This window comes from Microbacterium maritypicum (genome assembly GCF_041529975.1).
Classification (GTDB): domain Bacteria; phylum Actinomycetota; class Actinomycetes; order Actinomycetales; family Microbacteriaceae; genus Microbacterium.
In genome coordinates this window covers 3680220-3696302 of sequence record NZ_CP168030.1, presented here as the reverse complement: position 1 = coordinate 3696302, position 16083 = coordinate 3680220, and the positions used below count along the sequence as shown (strand labels likewise).

The 16083-nt window shown below is 69.1% G+C and carries 13 protein-coding genes; 8 read left to right on the top strand and 5 right to left on the bottom strand.

Going from position 1 to position 16083, the window contains the following annotated elements; genetic code table 11:
- Positions 1–53: 53 nt before the first annotated feature.
- Both ACCO44_RS17870 and ACCO44_RS17865 read left to right on the top strand, forming a co-directional pair.
- The gene (locus ACCO44_RS17870) at positions 54–1058 is read left to right on the top strand and encodes a LacI family DNA-binding transcriptional regulator (RefSeq protein ID WP_105711682.1); all 1005 of its coding nucleotides are present in this window, start codon (positions 54–56) and stop codon (positions 1056–1058) included.
- A gap of 46 nt (positions 1059–1104) precedes the next feature.
- Positions 1105–2109 (top strand): serine hydrolase, encoded by a 1005-nt coding sequence (locus tag ACCO44_RS17865; protein WP_105711681.1) that lies wholly within the window; start codon positions 1105–1107, stop codon positions 2107–2109.
- An 81-nt stretch (positions 2110–2190) separates the two neighbouring features.
- On the opposite strand, the gene ACCO44_RS17860 is transcribed toward ACCO44_RS17865, so the two are convergent.
- The 5 genes from ACCO44_RS17860 to ACCO44_RS17840 all read right to left on the bottom strand — a co-directional run bounded on the left by ACCO44_RS17860 (position 2191) and on the right by ACCO44_RS17840 (position 8143).
- Entirely contained in the window at positions 2191–3726 is a 1536-nt protein-coding gene (locus ACCO44_RS17860) for an alpha-N-arabinofuranosidase (protein WP_372467641.1), read from the bottom strand.
- 67 nt (positions 3727–3793) lie between these two features.
- Positions 3794–4720, bottom strand: a complete 927-nt coding sequence (locus ACCO44_RS17855; RefSeq protein WP_029264408.1) for a carbohydrate ABC transporter permease — start codon at positions 4718–4720, stop codon at positions 3794–3796.
- Positions 4720–5667 (bottom strand): carbohydrate ABC transporter permease, encoded by a 948-nt coding sequence (locus tag ACCO44_RS17850; protein WP_029264409.1) that lies wholly within the window; start codon positions 5665–5667, stop codon positions 4720–4722. Before ACCO44_RS17850 ends, ACCO44_RS17855 begins: the two co-directional genes overlap by 1 nt.
- Positions 5664–7001: a substrate-binding domain-containing protein gene (locus ACCO44_RS17845; protein WP_372467640.1), complete on the bottom strand. Its 1338-nt coding sequence runs from the start codon at positions 6999–7001 to the stop codon at positions 5664–5666. The genes ACCO44_RS17850 and ACCO44_RS17845 overlap by 4 nt, the downstream gene beginning before the upstream one ends.
- Positions 7002–7096: 95 nt before the next feature.
- Entirely contained in the window at positions 7097–8143 is a 1047-nt protein-coding gene (locus ACCO44_RS17840; protein WP_372467639.1) for a LacI family DNA-binding transcriptional regulator, read from the bottom strand.
- 78 nt (positions 8144–8221) lie between these two features.
- Between ACCO44_RS17840 and ACCO44_RS17835 the strand changes: the two genes are divergently transcribed.
- From ACCO44_RS17835 to ACCO44_RS17810, 6 genes are all read left to right on the top strand, one after another.
- Complete coding sequence (locus ACCO44_RS17835) at positions 8222–9481, top strand: D-arabinono-1,4-lactone oxidase (RefSeq protein ID WP_372467638.1); 1260 nt, start codon at positions 8222–8224, stop codon at positions 9479–9481.
- A gap of 66 nt (positions 9482–9547) precedes the next feature.
- Entirely contained in the window at positions 9548–10567 is a 1020-nt protein-coding gene (locus ACCO44_RS17830) for a LacI family DNA-binding transcriptional regulator (RefSeq protein WP_105711675.1), read from the top strand.
- On the top strand, positions 10564–12111 hold the full coding sequence (locus tag ACCO44_RS17825) for a sugar ABC transporter ATP-binding protein (RefSeq protein WP_372467637.1): 1548 nt from the start codon (positions 10564–10566) through the stop codon (positions 12109–12111). The genes ACCO44_RS17830 and ACCO44_RS17825 overlap by 4 nt, the downstream gene beginning before the upstream one ends.
- 179 nt (positions 12112–12290) lie before the next feature.
- Positions 12291–13295: a substrate-binding domain-containing protein gene (locus ACCO44_RS17820; protein ID WP_105711673.1), complete on the top strand. Its 1005-nt coding sequence runs from the start codon at positions 12291–12293 to the stop codon at positions 13293–13295.
- Positions 13296–13376: 81 nt separating this feature from the next.
- Positions 13377–14984: a sugar ABC transporter ATP-binding protein gene (locus tag ACCO44_RS17815; RefSeq protein WP_372467636.1), complete on the top strand. Its 1608-nt coding sequence runs from the start codon at positions 13377–13379 to the stop codon at positions 14982–14984.
- Positions 14981–16054 (top strand): ABC transporter permease, encoded by a 1074-nt coding sequence (locus ACCO44_RS17810; RefSeq protein ID WP_372467635.1) that lies wholly within the window; start codon positions 14981–14983, stop codon positions 16052–16054. Before ACCO44_RS17815 ends, ACCO44_RS17810 begins: the two co-directional genes overlap by 4 nt.
- Positions 16055–16083 lie beyond the last annotated feature (29 nt).

Here is a 16083-nt window from a genome sequence, read left to right as displayed (position 1 = left end):
GTTTTCGAAAACAGTTTCCATCCGGGCGGCATCCCCGGATACGCTGGGCGACCATGAGCGGGAGAACCACGATCCACGACGTCGCGAAGGCCGCCGGCGTCTCGGTGTCGACCGTGTCGAAGGCGGTGAACGGACGCTACGGGATAGCGGATGCGACGGTCCGGCGCGTGCTCGATGTGGTGCAGGAACTGGGCTACGAATCGAGCCTGGTGGCGAGCAGCATGCGGGCTAGACGCACGGGCGTGATCGGGGTGCTCCTGGCCGACTTCGAGCCGTTCAGCGCCGAGATCCTCAAGGGCGTCGGTGCAGCCGTGCACGACACCGCCTTCGACCTGCTGGCGTACAGCGGTTCGCGGCACGGACAGGGCGAAGGGTGGGAGCGGCGGTCACTCAGTCGGCTCTCCGGTACCCTCATCGACGCCGCGATCATGGTCACCCCCACGGTCGTCGGCGCGTCGACCGAGATCCCCGTCGTCGCGATCGACCCGCACACCGGCCGCGCCGACCTGCCGACCGTCGAGTCGGACAGCTTCGGCGGCGCGCTGACGGCGACCCGGCACCTGCTCGACCTCGGGCACCGCCGGATCAGCTTCCTGGGCGGGCGCCCCGATCTGCGATCCGCGGGCCTGCGCGATGCCGGATATCGACGCGCGCTGAGCGACGCCGGCATCCCGGTCGATCCCGATCTGATCCGCTCCGGTCGCTACGAGCTCGAGGCCACGAGGGATTCGGCGCGGATCCTGCTAGCCGGGCCTTCGCGGCCCACGGCCGTGTTCGCCGCGAACGACCTCTCGGCCATCGCCGTGATCGAGGTCGCGCACGAGCTCGGGCTCCGGGTGCCGGAAGACCTCTCGGTGGTGGGGTTCGACGACGTGCCGGAGGCCTCCCGCCGCGCCCTGCCGCTCACCACGATCCAGCAGCCGATGCGTCGGCTGGGGTCGGTGGCGGCCGAGATGGTCTTCGCCCTCCTCGCCGGGCAGCCCGTCGAGGAGATGCACGTCACGCTACCCACCAGACTGGTCGTGCGGGCGACCACCGCCGCGATCGGAAACGAGTAAGAGAAGACCCGTCAGCGAAGACGAGTACGAGAAGGGGTACGGACACATGACCACTGCGAGAACAGCTGTCGCACTGGCCCTGCACGAGGCCGCCGAAGCCAATGGATTCAGCGGGGTGATCCGCGTCGACCGTCCCGGCGAAGAACCGTTCGCCCGCGGGTACGGGCTCGCGGACCGCGCCCACGGCCTGCCGATGGCGGCGGAGAGCCGGTGCGGCGTCGCCAGCATCGCGAAGGGTTTCACCGCGGTCACGATCGGAGCGCTCGTCGATGACGGGACGCTCGCGCTCGACGACCTGGTGAGGCCCTTCCTCGGCGACGATCTCCCGCTCGTCGACGACGCCGTCACGGTCGAGCACCTGCTGTCCCACACGTCGGGCATCGGCGACTACATCGACGAGTCGAGCGGTTCGATCACCGACTACGTGATCGACCGCCCCCTGCATGAGCTCGACAACACCGAGGCGTTCGTGCCGGTGCTCGACGGCCGGCCGCAGGTGAGCGCGCCGGGCTCGCGATTCGCCTACTGCAACAGCGGTTTCGTGCTGCTGGCGCTGGTGGCGGAGCGCGCGTCGAAGACGCCGTTCCACGAGCTCGTCCAGGAGCGCGTCTTCGCTCCCGCCGGGATGGCGTCGAGCGGATATCCCCGCACCGACGACATGCCGGGGGATCTCGCTCTCGGGTACCTGGGCGACACCGACGACCGCACGAACGTGCTCCACCTGCCGGTGCGCGGGAGCGGAGACGGCGGCGCGGCCACGACGGCCGCCGATCTGCACGCGTTCTGGACGGCGCTGTTCGATCACCGGATCGTGAGCGCGCAGATGCTGGCCGTGCTCACCGAACCGCTGAACGAGGTCGAGGACGAGAACATGCGCTACGCGCGGGGCTTCTGGCGCGGATGGGAATCGGGCACCGTGATCCTCGAGGGGTACGACGCCGGAGTCTCGGCGCGCACCTGGCACGACCCCGAATCGAGCGTGACGGGGACCGTCATCGCGAACGCCTCGGACGGCGCCTGGCCGGTCCTGGAGGCCGTCGACTGGCCCTGAGAGTGGTTTGCCCTGAGCGCCGTGATCGCGTGCGTCCCGGCGGGCTCGGCGACCTCGAGGTCGCCGAGCCCGCCGGACGTCTCAGGCCCGAGCGACGTCGAGCTCGATGACCGACCACGACAGCGGCGGCAGCGTCGCGCGCACGGCGCCGTCGACGACCTCGGCGGCCCCGAGCGGCACCATGTGCACGCTGTCGGGCGTGGTCTCGAGGTTCGACGTGTGGCGGTCGCCACCCTCGGGGATCGTCAGGGTCTCGGCGGTGACCACGCGCAGGTCGCCGAGTCCGTGCAGGTCGATCGTCAGATCGCTCGACTCGTCGAGTGAGCGGTTCGCGACGAACACGACCACCCGTCCGGTCGCCTCGTCCCAGGTCGCCGCCGCGTCGACAGCGTCGACCCCGCCGTAGCGCTTCGTCTCGATCTGCGGAGCCGACACCGCGAGGCGCAGGATGCGGCCCTTCGCGAGCCGAGCCATCCGCTCGAACGGCCAGAAGCTCGTCTGCCGCCAGGCCGGACCGTTCTCCTCCGAGCGGATCGGGGCGATCACGTTCACGAGCTGCGCCTGGTTGGCGATCTTCACGCGGTCACCGTGCCGCAGCAAGCTGTTGAGCAGGGTGCCGACCACGACGGCATCCGTCACCGAGTACGTGTCCTCGATGAGTCGCGGATGCTGACGCCATCCGGCCTTCTCGATCTCCTTCGCCTCGACGTCGTTGTACTTCACCTGGTCCCACACGTTCCACTCGTCGAACGAGATGTCGATCTGCTTCGTGTGCTTGCCGGACGCCTTGACCGCGTCGATCGTGGCGATGACACCCTCGATGAACGCGTCCATGTCGACGGACTCGGCGAGGAACGACTCGGCGTCGCCGTCGTGCTCCTGGTAGTACGCGTGCATCGAGATGAAGTCGACCTCGTCGTAGGCGTGGGTGAGCACCGTGTGCTCCCAGGTGCCGAACGTCGGCATCGTCCGCCCCGACGAGCCGACGGCGACGAGCTCGATCGACGGGTCGACCAGACGCATCGCCTTGGCGGACTCCTGGGCGAGCCGCCCGTACTCGGTCGCGGTCTTGCCGCCGATCTGCCAGGGGCCGTCCAGCTCGTTGCCCAGGCACCACAGCTTGATGTCGAAGGGCTGCTCGGCGCCGTTCTTGCGGCGCAGGTCCGACCAGTACGTGCCGCCGGGGTGGTTGGCGTACTCGACGAGCGCGCGCGCCTCCTCGACGCCGCGGGTGCCGAGGTTGACGGCCTCCATCACCTCGACATCCGCCTCCTTCGCCCAGTCCATGAACTCGTGCAGGCCGAAGGCGTTCGTCTCGATCGTGTGCCAGGCGCCGTCGATGCGCACCGGCCGGTCCTCGACCGGGCCGACGCCGTCCTCCCAGCGGTAGCCCGAGACGAAGTTGCCGCCGGGGTAGCGGACCACGGTCGGTCCCATCTCCTTCACGAGCGCCAGCACGTCCTGCCGGAAACCGCGCTCGTCGGCCTGCGGGTGCCCCGGCTCGTAGATGCCGGTGTAGACGCAGCGCCCCATGTGCTCGACGAACGAGCCGAAGAGCCTCCGGGGGACGTCGGCGATCGTGAAGTCGCGGTCGATGGTGATGCGGGCCTGAGACATTGCTCTCCTTGTGAGTGGGCCGGGACGGGGCGGGGCGATGATGCCGGGGACGGATGCCGCGGGCGGACTACTGACCGCCGAAGCCGCTGGTCGCGACTCCCTTGACGATCTGCTTCTGGAAGATCATGAACACGATGATGAGCGGCAGCGCCGCGAGCACCGCCTGCGCCATGACCTGGGCGTACTGCACGCCGTAGGCGCTGATCACGGTCTGGAGTCCGACCGGCAGCGTCATCAGCGTCGTGTCGTTGATCACGAGGAACGGCCAGAGGAAGTTGTTCCACGCGCTGATGAACACGAAGATCGCGACCGAGGCCATGATCGGACGGGAGAGCGGCAGCACGATCGACCAGAAGATCCGGAACCGGCCGGCGCCGTCGACGCGCGCCGCGTCTTCCAGCTCGATCGGGATGGCGTCGAAGAACCGCTTGAGGATGAACACCATCGCGGGGGCCACGACCTGCGGCAGGATCAGACCCCAGTAGGTGTCGACCATGTTGAACGCGAGCATCTCGTAGAACAGGGGGATGATCAGCACCTGCGGCGGCACGACGATCGAGGCGATGATCACCACGAACAGCCACTTGCGTCCGGTGAAGTCCAGGCGCGAGAAGGCGTAGGCCGCGAGTGCCGAGATCGCCAGGGTGATCACGGTGATCGCCACGGAGGTGAGCAGGCTGTTCAGCGCCCAGGTGTAGACGTTGCCCTGCGAGAGGATCGCGGTGAACGCCTCGATGGTGGGTCCGCTCGCGCCGATCCAGCCGGGGTCGCCGGATGCGGCATCCGTCTCGGTCTTGAACGCGGTCGCGACCGCCCAGAGGAACGGCAGCAGCCAGCCGATGGCGAGGAGCAGCAGCACGACGAACGCGGTGATGCGGAGCGGCCCGAACGGCTTCTGTCCGGGCAGGTGCGAGCGCCGGGGGCGACGCGACGACGCCGTCGTGATCGTCTCGGTGGCGGTGGATGCGAGGGGGGAGGCGGTGGCGGTGGACATCAGAACTGCTCCTTCCGGCGGCGCGTGATCAGGGCCTGCGCGACGCCGAGGATGACGATGAGAGCGAAGAAGACGTAGGAGATGGCGGCCGAGTAGCCGAACCGGTAACTGACGAAACCGGCCTCGTAGATGTACTGCACGATCGAGCGGGTGGTGTCGCTCGCGACCCCGCCGAGCATCTGGTACGCCTGGTCGAACAGCTTGAGCGAGGCGAGGATCTGCAGGATCAGGATGAGCACCGTCGCCGGTCCCAGCTGCGGGAGCGTGATGGACCAGAACTGGCGCCAGGCGCCGGCGCCGTCGAGGGAAGCGGCCTCGTACTGCTGCGGCGGGATGTTCTGCATGGCCGCGAGGTAGAGCAGGAAGTTGAAGCCGACCGTCCACCACACGGTCGCGATGACGATCGACAGCATGTTGGTCTCGGGGTTCTGCAGCCACGCGAGCGGCTCGAGGCCGAAGAACTCCAGGATGTTGTTGGCCGCGCCCACCTGGGGGTTGAAGATCCAGACCCAGATCTGCGAGATCACGGTGGAGGCGAGCAGGAACGGCATGAAGAACGACAGGCGCCACAGCCACTGGCCGGGGATGCCGCGGTCGACGAGGGCCGCCATCGCGAGGGCGATCACGACGAGGGGCACCGTGGAGAGCAGCGTGAACCAGACGGTGTTGCCCATCGACTGCCACATCTTCGGATCGACGAACGCCTCGGCGTAGTTGGCGAATCCGATGAACGAGCCGCCGGCCCCGGTGAGGGACTGGTCGGTGAAGCTGAGGATGAATCCGTGGATGATCGGCCAGACCAGGAACAGGGCGAAGGCCACGAGGAACGGTGCGAGGAAGACCCAGCTGATGAGCTGCTCGCGGTTGCGGGAGCCGGCGCGGCGTCCGCGCGGGGTGGTGCGGGACCCGGTGACGATCGTGCGGGTGGAGTCGGTGGCGGAGGTCATGATCCGAACGTCCCTTCGGGGTCTGCCGGGTTCGGCTGTCGGAGCAGGGTGTTCACCCGTGCCTCGAAGCGGTCGATCGCGGCCGCCGGGTCGTCGCCCGAGAGCAGCACGTTCTGCACGGCCGCACCGAACTCGGCCTGGAAGTTGGAGCCCGACCCGGTGAACCACGCGGTCGGGTCGTACACGACGTGCTGTGCCGCCTCGGCGTAGTTCGCCTGGGGGATGAGGTCGGCGTACTCGGGGGATTCGGTCACGGGGAGGAACGCGGGGATGTGGCCGGCCTCGGCCCAGCCGAAGGAGTTCTTCAGCATGTCGGCGACGAACTCGTAGGTGAGATCGCGGCGCACGGGGTCGGCACTGGACTGGTGCGGGAGGACGAAGGAGTGCGAGTCGGCGTACACTGCCGGGGTGCCGTAGAGCGTCGGGATCATGGTCGCGTCGAACGGGATGCCGGCGGCCTGCATGGTGCGCAGCTCCCAGACTCCGGTGAAGAGCATGCCGCTCTTGCCGGTGGCGAACTCGGCGATGGCGTTGCCGTAGTCGTTCTGGGCGGCCGCGATCTCGCCGTCGAGCAAGGTCTGCATGAGCGTGAGCGATTCGACCGCAACGTCTTTGTCGATCACGGCCGGCCCGCCGGCGGGCAGCTCCATGGCGCCGCCGTGCTGCGAGTAGAAGGTGTAGAACAGGCGCCACATCTGCGCGCCGTCGCCGAGGTAGCCGTACGAGAGGGCGTGTCCGGATGCGGTGCCGCTCACGGTGCGCAGCTGCTCGAGGAACTCCTCGGGCGAGCTCGTCTCCTGCAGCTTTCCGTCGGAGTCGAGGACCCCGGCGGCATCGCACACGTCGGTGTTGAACATCATCACGAAGGGGTGCGCGTCGAGCGCGACGCTGTACATGTCGTCGCCCACGAAGCCCTTCTCCCAGATCGGCTTCGGGAAGGTCGAGCTGTCGACGCCGAGCTCGGCGAGACGGTCGAGGTCCCAGGTGTCGAGCAGTCCGCCGGGCGCCCAGCCGACCGTGCGCGTCGCGTGCATGATCGCCACGTCGGGGGCGCGGCCGCCGGCGCCCGCCATCGCGAGCTTCGTGTAATACGGGGTGCCCCAGGCGAGCACGGTCGGGCGGATGCGGAACGCGGACTGCGCGCCGTTGACCTGATCGAGCAGTGACGACATCGTCACGCCGTCGCCGCCGGAGAGCAGGTGCCAGAACTGCAGCGTCTGCGGGCCGGAGCCGGGGGTCGTGCCGGGCGCGCAACCGGCGAGCAGTGCCGTTCCGGCGGCGAGCGAGGCGGCGGTGAGGAACTGCCGGCGGGACAGATCGAGTGGGGGTGTCATCGTCACTCCTTCGTGACTGTGCGGGGGACGCCTCATCATTACATCGATGTAATCGACGACGCAAGCATCAGATCGAGACCCAGGAGTGGCGGATGTCAGGGGCGGTAACCGCGCGGGCGCCCCTGCGTGCTCGCGCGCTCCAGCAGGTGATGCGAGAGGGTGAGGGCGCGCGGGGGAGCGGCCCGGTCGTCCATGCGCGATTCGAGCAGACCGAGCGCCGCGATCGCGAAGGCCCGCCGATCGAACGCCACCGAGGTCAGGGCCGGCGAGGTGTACCGCGAGAACTCGACGTCGTCGAAGCCGGTCACGATCACGTCGTCGGGCACGCGGATGCCGTTGTCGTGCAGCGTGTGCAGCGCCCCGAGCGCGAGCGAATCCGTGAACGCGACGATCGCGTCGAAGGGCACGCGACGCTCGAGCAGCATGTGCACGGCATCCGCACCACCGCCCATCGACCACGGCAGCCGGTTGATCTCGAGGGCCGGATCCCGGGGGAGGCCCGCTTCGCGGAGCGCGTCGTGCACGCCCTCGAGGCGCAGACGGCTGGTGGCCGTGGCGATCGACGGATCGTCGTCGGCGCCGACCACCGCGACACGGGTCGCGCCGCGGGAGAGCACGTGACGCGTGGCATCGGCCGCGGCCTGCCGACTGTCGATGCGCACGTGGTCCGCGCGGTTCTGCTCCACCTCGCCGATCACCACGAGCGGCGGGAGGCGGTCGGCGTACTTCAGCACGCTGTCCTCAAGGCGGATCGGGTTCAAGATGAGGCCGTCCACCAGGTGCGCCCGCGCCCGGGAGACCAGCTCCTTCTCGCGCTCGGGCTCGGATGCCGTCTCCTCGATCTGCACGGCGAGGCCCCGCTCGTGCGCGGCCTCGACGATGCGGTGCACGAGCTCGGCCGAGAATGCGGTGGCGAGGTCGGGGAGGGCGACGGCGATGATCCCGGAGCGTCCCTTGCGCAGCCCCCGCGCGCTGAGGTTGGGCACGAAGTCGAGCTGCGCCATGGCGGACTCGACCTTCGACCGCGTGCTCTCGTTGACCGGAACCGTGCCGGTGACCACGTTCGAGACGGTCTTCGTCGACACCCCGGCGAGGGCCGCGACGTCCTTCATCGTGGCGCGGGGCGGCGGCTGCGCTGTCATCCGGTCAGCCTAGCGTCGAGGCCGGGAGCGGATGGAGTACATCGATGTAGTCGCCGCTGCCCTGGCTATCATGGCGCCATGACCACCGAACGCAACTGGGCAGGCATCCTCACGTACCGGGCCTCGACGATCGCGCAACCGGAGACGGTCGACGAGCTCGGTGCCCTGCTCGGCCAGGGAGGGCCGGTGCGCTTCCTCGGGTCGCGGCATTGCTTCAACGACATCGCCGACACCGACGGTGTGCTCATCGCGCTCGACCGGCTGCCCACGGTGTTCGAGGTGAACACGAACCGCACGGCGGTGAAGGTCGCAGGCGCCGCCCGCTACGGCGACATCGCGCCGCTGCTCGAGACTGAGGGGCTCGCGCTCGCCAACCTCGCCTCGCTGCCGCACATCTCGATCGCCGGGGCGGTTGCCACCGGGACGCACGGCTCGGGCGACGCGATCGGCTCGCTCGCGAGTGCGGTCCGGGGCCTGACGATCCTCACGCCGTCGGGCGAGACGCGCACGCTCGAGCGCGGGGATGCCGACTTCGACGGTGCGGTCGTGAGCCTCGGCGCTCTCGGCGCCGTGCTCGACGTGACGCTCGACGTCGAGCCGACGTACGAGGTCGCCCAGCACGTGTTCGAGCGCCCCGACTGGGATGCCGTGCTCGCCGACTTCGACGACGTGACTTCGATCGGCACCAGCGTGAGTCTGTTCTCGACCTGGGAGCGCACCGACTTCGTCGACCAGATCTGGGTCAAGCAGCGGCAGCCCGAGGCGCGCGAGGCCGCGCGGGAGTCGCTGTTCGAGAAGCTCGGCGCGGTGCCGGCGGTGAGCAAGCGGCATCCGATCCTCGGCGTCGACCCGGTCGCGTGCACCGAGCAGCTCGGGGTGTCCGGTCCCTGGTTCGAGCGGCTGGCGCACTTCAAGCTCGAGTTCACGCCGTCGGCCGGCGCCGAGATCCAGAGCGAGTACCTCGTGCCCCGCGCGGATGCGGTCGCCGCGATCCAGGCCGTGCGCACCCTCGCCGGGCAGATCGCGCCGCTGCTGCTGGTGAACGAGATCCGCACCGTGCGCGCGGACGACCTGTGGCTCAGCTCGTCGTACGGGGCGGATGCCGTCGGCCTGCACTTCACCTGGAAGCCCGACGAGGCCGCGGTTCGTGCGCTGCTCCCGACGATCGAGGCTGCGCTGCCCGAGACCGCCCGCCCGCACTGGGGCAAGGTGTTCACGCTCGACGGTGCCGAGACGCGCTCGCGGTACTCGCGATGGGACGACTTCGCCGCGCTCGCCGCCCGCTACGACCCGGAGCGCCGCCTGGTGAACCCGTACCTGGAGCGCCTCGGACTGTAGCGGAGGTCGTTGCACCCCCTGGGTTGTTCTCGGTAACATTCACCGGAGCAGCCGACGGAGGTGCGCATGGTGAACGTCGGCTCGGACAAGCCCAACATCCGGCAGGTCGCGACGATCGCCGGGGTCTCGCACATGACCGTCTCGCGTGTGCTGAACGACCACCCGAACATCAAGCCCGACACGCGGCGGCGTGTGCTCGAGGCGATCGAAGAGCTCGACTACCGCCCCAACCTGGTCGCCAGAGCGCTGGCCACCCAGCGCACGCAGCGCATCGGCGTGATCGTCGAGAGCGCGGTGGCGTACGGCCCCACGAGCATCCTGCGCGCGGTGGAGATGTCGTCGCGCGCGGCCGGCTACTCGGTCACGCCGATCGCGCTCCACGAAGGCGACACGCTCACCCCGCAGGAGGCGGTGGACCACCTCGTCACGCAGGGCGTCGACGCCCTCTGCGTGATCGCTCCGCGCTCGTCGTCCGTGGCCGCGCTGCGCAGGATCGCGATCAACGTGCCGATGCTCGTCGTCAAGGCCGACGCGGACCCGACCTTCCTCACGGTGTCGATCGACCAGCACGCCGGGACCACCCTCGTGGTCGATCACCTCGTCGCGCTCGGACACCGCGACATCCTGCACATCTCCGGACCGCTGGACTGGCTGGACGCGCGCGCCAGGGAGCGGGCGTTCCACTCCCGAGCCAAGTCGTGGGGCATCCGCGAACGGCCGATCGTCGTGGGGGACTGGTCCGCCGACTTCGCCTATGACTTCGCGAGGGGTCTGCAGCGGCTCCCCGACTACACGGCCGTGTTCGCGGCCAACGACGACATGGCGATCGGGCTCATCCACGGCCTGCACGACAAGGGCTTCGATGTGCCGAACGACATCAGCGTCGTCGGCTTCGACGACGTGCCGCTCGCCCGCCACTTCGTTCCGCCCCTCACGACCGTCCGCCAGGATTTCGGGGCTCTCGGCATCGCCGTCGTCGAGATGCTCCGTGCCGCGATCGAGGGGCGCGAGATCCCGGCGCTGACCCGCATCCCGACCGAGCTGGTGCCGCGCGCCTCGTCGGCCGCCCCGCGGGAGGGGCGGTGAGCGCCGAGCCCACCCCGGAGCCGCTCGTCCGGCTGCAGGGGATCACGGTCGAGTTCCCGGGGGCGCGGGCGCTCGACGGTGTCGACTTTCGGCTCTTCCCCGGCGAGGTGCATGCCGTGATGGGAGAGAACGCGGCGGGCAAGTCGACCCTCGTCTCGGTGCTCACGGGAACCCGCGCCCCCGACGCCGGCGTGGTCTTCGTCGAGGGTGAACCGCGCCGGTTCGGCGGTGTCGCCGACAGTCGCGCCGCCGGCATCGCCACCGTGTTCCAGGAGACGCAGCTGGCCCCGAACCTCAGCGTCGCCGAGAACGTCATGCTGGGCCGTGAGCGTCGCGGGTACTTCGGCATCGACTGGAAGCGCACGCGAGCGGATGCCGCGGGTGCCCTGGCGCGACTGGGGCTCGACGACCTCGATCCGAAGACGCCGCTGTCGATGCTGACGCCGGCGCAGAAGCAGCTCGTCGCCTTGGCCCGCGCCGTCGTGGACGACCCGCGGGTCCTCGTCCTCGACGAGCCGACCTCGAGCCTCGACCAGGAGGAGGTCGCCACGCTCATGCGGGTGATCCGCGGTCTGCGGGAGCGCGGGGTGGCCATCCTCTTCATCACGCACTTCCTCGAGCAGGCCTTCGCGATCAGCGACCGGATGACGGTGCTCCGCGGCGGTCGGCGGATCGGCGAGTACGCCACGCGGGACCTCGAGCGGGCGGACCTCATCTCGAAGATGCTCGGCAAAGACCTCGACGGGCTGCGTGCCCTCGGCTCGGAACGCAAGGCGCATCACTACGCCTCGGACGGAGAGCCCGCGATGCGCGCCACGGACGTCGGGCGGCGGGGCGAGTTCGAACGGACCGACTTCGAGGTGCAGCGGGGCGAGATCGTCGGTCTGGCCGGCCTCCGCGGATCCGGACGCTCGGAGCTCGCGGCACTCCTCAGCGGCACGACGCGGACCGATAGCGGCGAACTGTGGGTGGACGGCGAACGCGTGGAACTGCGCAGTCCGTCGGCCGCGCTGCGCCATCGCATCGCGCTGTCGGCCGAGAGCAGACGCACGCAGGGCATCATCGGCGATCTGACCGCCCGGGAGAACATGATCCTGTCGCTGCAGGCGCTGCGCGGTTGGGCGCGCCCGCTGTCGGCGGCCGAGGAGGCGGCGATCGTCGACACCTACGTCGAGGCGCTGCATCTGTCTCCGGCCGACCTCGATCGACCGGTCAAACTGCTCTCCGGGGGGACGCAGCAGAAGGTGCTGCTGGCGCGCGCGCTCGCCGTGCGCCCGCACGTGCTCATCCTCGACGAGCCGACGCGGGGGATCGACATCGCGGCCAAGCTCGACGTGCAGCGCCGGATCAGTCAGCTCGCCGGCGACGGGGTGGCGGTGGTCTTCATCTCCTCGGAGCTGGAGGAGGTCGTGCGCCTGAGCGACCGCATCATCGTGCTGAAAGACCGCGAGAAGATCGGCGAACTCAGCAATGGGCCGGGTGTCACGGTCGACACCGTGGTGGAGATGATCGCCGCGGATCCCGGTCCTGACGCGGAATTGTGATCGGTAACAGAACCTCGCCGCTGGAACATTCCTGATTTTTGGAACAATCCTTGTGTTCCAGAAATTGTTCCCGGTAACATCGCCGCAGGATAGGCAGTGCCGCTGTCCTGCACTCACGCAAGGGACCACGTCAGGTCCACCATTGCCGGGCTGACTACCGGCATCTCAAGGAGGAGAACATGTCCGCGAAGAAGCGCATCCGCATCGCGCTCGGTCTGGTCGCAGCCGGCGCACTCACCATCGGCCTTGCCGCCTGCTCGTCCGGAGGAACCGACGGAGAAGCCGGCGGCGATGGTGGCTCCGACGAGCTGACCACGGTCGGTTTCGTCGCCGTCGGCCCCGAAGGCGCGTGGCGCGAGGCCAACGAGCAGAACATCCAGGACACCTTCACGGAGGACGCCGGATACGAGCTCAAGTACGCCCCCGCCACCAACCTCGACCAGAAGTCGCAGATCGACGCGTTCACGTCGTTCGTCGACGAGGGTGTCGACGTGATCCTGCTGTCGGCGACCGAGGCCTCGGGCTGGGAGGACTCCCTCAAGCGAGCGCAGGAGGCCGAGATCCCGGTGATCCTGCTCGACCGTGGCATCGAGCCCGACGACGACAGCCTCTACGTCACCCGCATCGCCCCCGACAACGTCGAGGTCGCGAAGGAGGTCGGCACGTGGGCGGCCGCCACCTTCCCCGATGGCGGCAACTACGTCGTGCTCGAGGGTCCGGCCGGCGTCGGCGTCGTGAACGAGCGCAACGAGGGCTTCGACGAGGGCCTCGGTGACGCCGCGCTGACGAAGCTCGACGCGCAGACCGCGAACTGGTCGGCCGAAGAGGGCAAGAGCGTCTTCGAGACGATGCTCAAGTCGGCGAACAACGACATCCAGCTCGTGTTCGCGCAGAACGACGAGATGGGCCTCGGCGCCGCGCAGGCGGCCGAAGAAGCCGGCCTCGTCGTCGGCGAAGACGTGAAGATCGCCACGATCGACGGCACCAAGAACGCCATGCAGGCGCTCGCCGACGGTCAGCTCAGCTACGTGCACGAGTACAACCCGCTGTTCGGCGAGACCGCGATGGAGGTCGTCGAGAAGGCGCTCGCCGGTGACGAGGTCGAGTCGTACATCGTCGTCCCGAGCGAGGCGTTCGACTCCGCCGAAGCCGCGCAGGCCGTGCTGGCCGACCGCAAGTACTGAACCCGACGCCGGAGTGATCCGGCACCCCGCCCGGGTGGCGCCCGCAGCGCGCCACCCGGGCACCCGGACGGAGAGACAGTGATGAACGAAGAACTCCCCATCGTCGAGATGCGCGGGATATCGATCGGATTCCCCGGTGTGAAAGCGCTCGACGGGGTCGACTTCCGCCTGTTCCCCGGTGAGGTGCACGCCCTCATGGGGGAGAACGGCGCCGGCAAGTCGACGTTGATCAAGGCCCTCACCGGCGTCTACCGCATCGACTCCGGGTCGATCGTCGTGACCGGCCAGGAGCGCAGCTTCACCGGAGCCGGAGACGCCCAGGACGCCGGCATCTCGACCGTGTACCAAGAGGTCAATCTGGCGCCGAACCTCTCCATCGGCGAGAACGTCATGCTCGGGCACGAGCGCCGCGGTCCGTTCGGCATCAACTGGTCGGCCACTCATCGCGCGGCCACCGAGGCCCTCAGCCGGCTCGGACTCGGACACCTCGACACCCACCGACCTCTCTCCACCCTCTCGATCGCCCTGCAGCAGCTCGTCGCGATCAGCCGGGCCATGGCGATCAAGGCCAAGGTCCTCATCCTCGACGAGCCCACATCGAGCCTGGATGCCGCCGAGGTCGACGGCCTCTTCGCCGTGATCCGCTCACTGCGCGACCAGGGGGTCGCGATCCTCTTCGTCTCGCACTTCCTCGATCAGGTCTATGCGATCAGCGACCGCCTCACCGTGCTGCGCAACGGCCGTTACGAAGGCGAGTACCTCACCCGTGACCTCGACCGGCACGCGCTCATCTCGACCATGATCGGCAAGGACCTCGACGCGCTGAAGTCGCTCGGCGGCAACCGTCGACGCGCACCCCGTGACGCCGAGGAGAAGCCGCTGCTGTCCGCATCCGGCATCACGCGTCGCGGCGCGGTCGAGCCCACCGACCTCGACATCCGCCCCGGCGAGGTGATCGGCGTCGCGGGCCTGCTCGGCTCCGGACGCACCGAACTCGCCCGGCTGCTCTACGGAGCCGACCGCACCGACGGCGGGACGATCGAGCTGCACGGTCGCCGCGTCGAGCTGAAGTCGCCCGCCGAAGCGCTCGCCCTGCGCATCGCGTTCTCGACCGAGAACCGCCGCGACGAGGGCATCGTCGGAGACCTGACCGTGCGCGAGAACATCATCCTCGCCGTGCAGGCCGAGCGCGGCTGGGCGCGGCCCATGCCCCGCAAGGAGCAGGACGCGATCGTCGAGAAGTACATCGCGCAGCTGAACGTGCGCCCCGCCGATCCCGACCGGATGATCAAGAACCTCTCGGGCGGCAACCAGCAGAAGGTGCTGCTCGGCCGCTGGCTGGCGACGCGGCCCGAACTCCTCATCCTCGACGAGCCCACCCGCGGCATCGACGTGGGCGCCAAGGCCGAGATCCAGGAGGCGGTGGCCGAACTCGCGGAAGAGGGCGTCGCCGTGGTCTTCATCTCGTCCGAGCTCGAAGAGGTGGTCCGGCTGTCCGAGCGGATCGTCGTGCTGAAGGACCACCGCAAGATCGGCGAGATCCAGAACGGACCGGACGTCACCGCCCAGGTGGTCGTCGACGTGATCGCCGCGCACGGCGTGGAAGCGGCGGCCGAGACCCTCGACGAAACCGACGGCGCGCTGCCGGATAGCATCGCTCACACCACTGACAAGGAGGCAGCGCGATGACCGCCGCAACCGGCTCCACCATCTGGCGCGACCTGATCCACAAGCCCTTCTTCTGGGGGATCGTCGCCATCGTCGCGCTGCTCGCCCTGAACGTGCTCAAGGACCCGACGTATCTGGCTGTGTCGATCAACCCGAACAACGGCAACCTGGTCGGCAACGTCATCGACATCCTGCGCCAGGCGGCGCCCATCATGATGATCGCCATCGGGATGTCCCTCGTGATCGCCACTGGTGGCATCGACCTCTCGGTCGGCTCGCTCATGGCCGTCGCGGGCGCCGTCTCGATGGAGTTCCTCAGTGCCGCCGACCCGTCGGCCGGGGTGGGGGGAGCACTCGGCGCCGTCGGCCTCGCGCTGCTGATCACCGGTATCCTCGGGGCGGTCAACGGGGTGCTCGTCGCCTACGTCGGGCTGCAGCCGTTCATCGCCACGCTCGTGCTGATGCTCGCCGGGCGCGGCATCGCCAAGGTGATCACCGGCGGTCAGAACACCACGGCGTCCAACGATGCGTTCCGCTGGATCTCGAACGGCTTCGTGCTCGGCATCCCGGTCGTGTTCATCCTGGCGGTGCTGCTGGTGCTCGCCGTCGGCTGGGTCGTGCGCCGCAGCGCCCTCGGCCTCATGATCGAGGCCATCGGAATCAACCCGCGGGCGAGCCGCATGGCCGGCATCAAGCCCAAGGGCCTCCTGCTGACGACGTACATCCTCAGCGGCGTGCTGGCCGGTGTCGCCGGCATCATGTCGGTCGGCAGCGTCATGACCGTCGATATCTCCCGCACCGGGTACCAGCTGGAGCTCGATGCCATCCTCGCCGTCGTCATCGGCGGGGCATCGCTCGCCGGGGGCAAGTTCTCGCTGAGCGGCGCTTTCGTCGGAGCGCTGTTGATCGCGACGCTCGACAAGACCGTCCTCTACCTCGGCATCTCGTCATCGGCCACGCCGGCATTCAAGGCGATCGTGATCGTCGCCCTGTGCCTTCTGCAGTCCGAGCGCATGCGCAGCTGGTTCCGCAGAAGACGCCGTTCCGCACCGGTCGAACCGGTCGCGCAGAAAGAGGAGGTGGCCGCATGAGCGTGGCGACGGCGGCTCCCGCCCTGAAC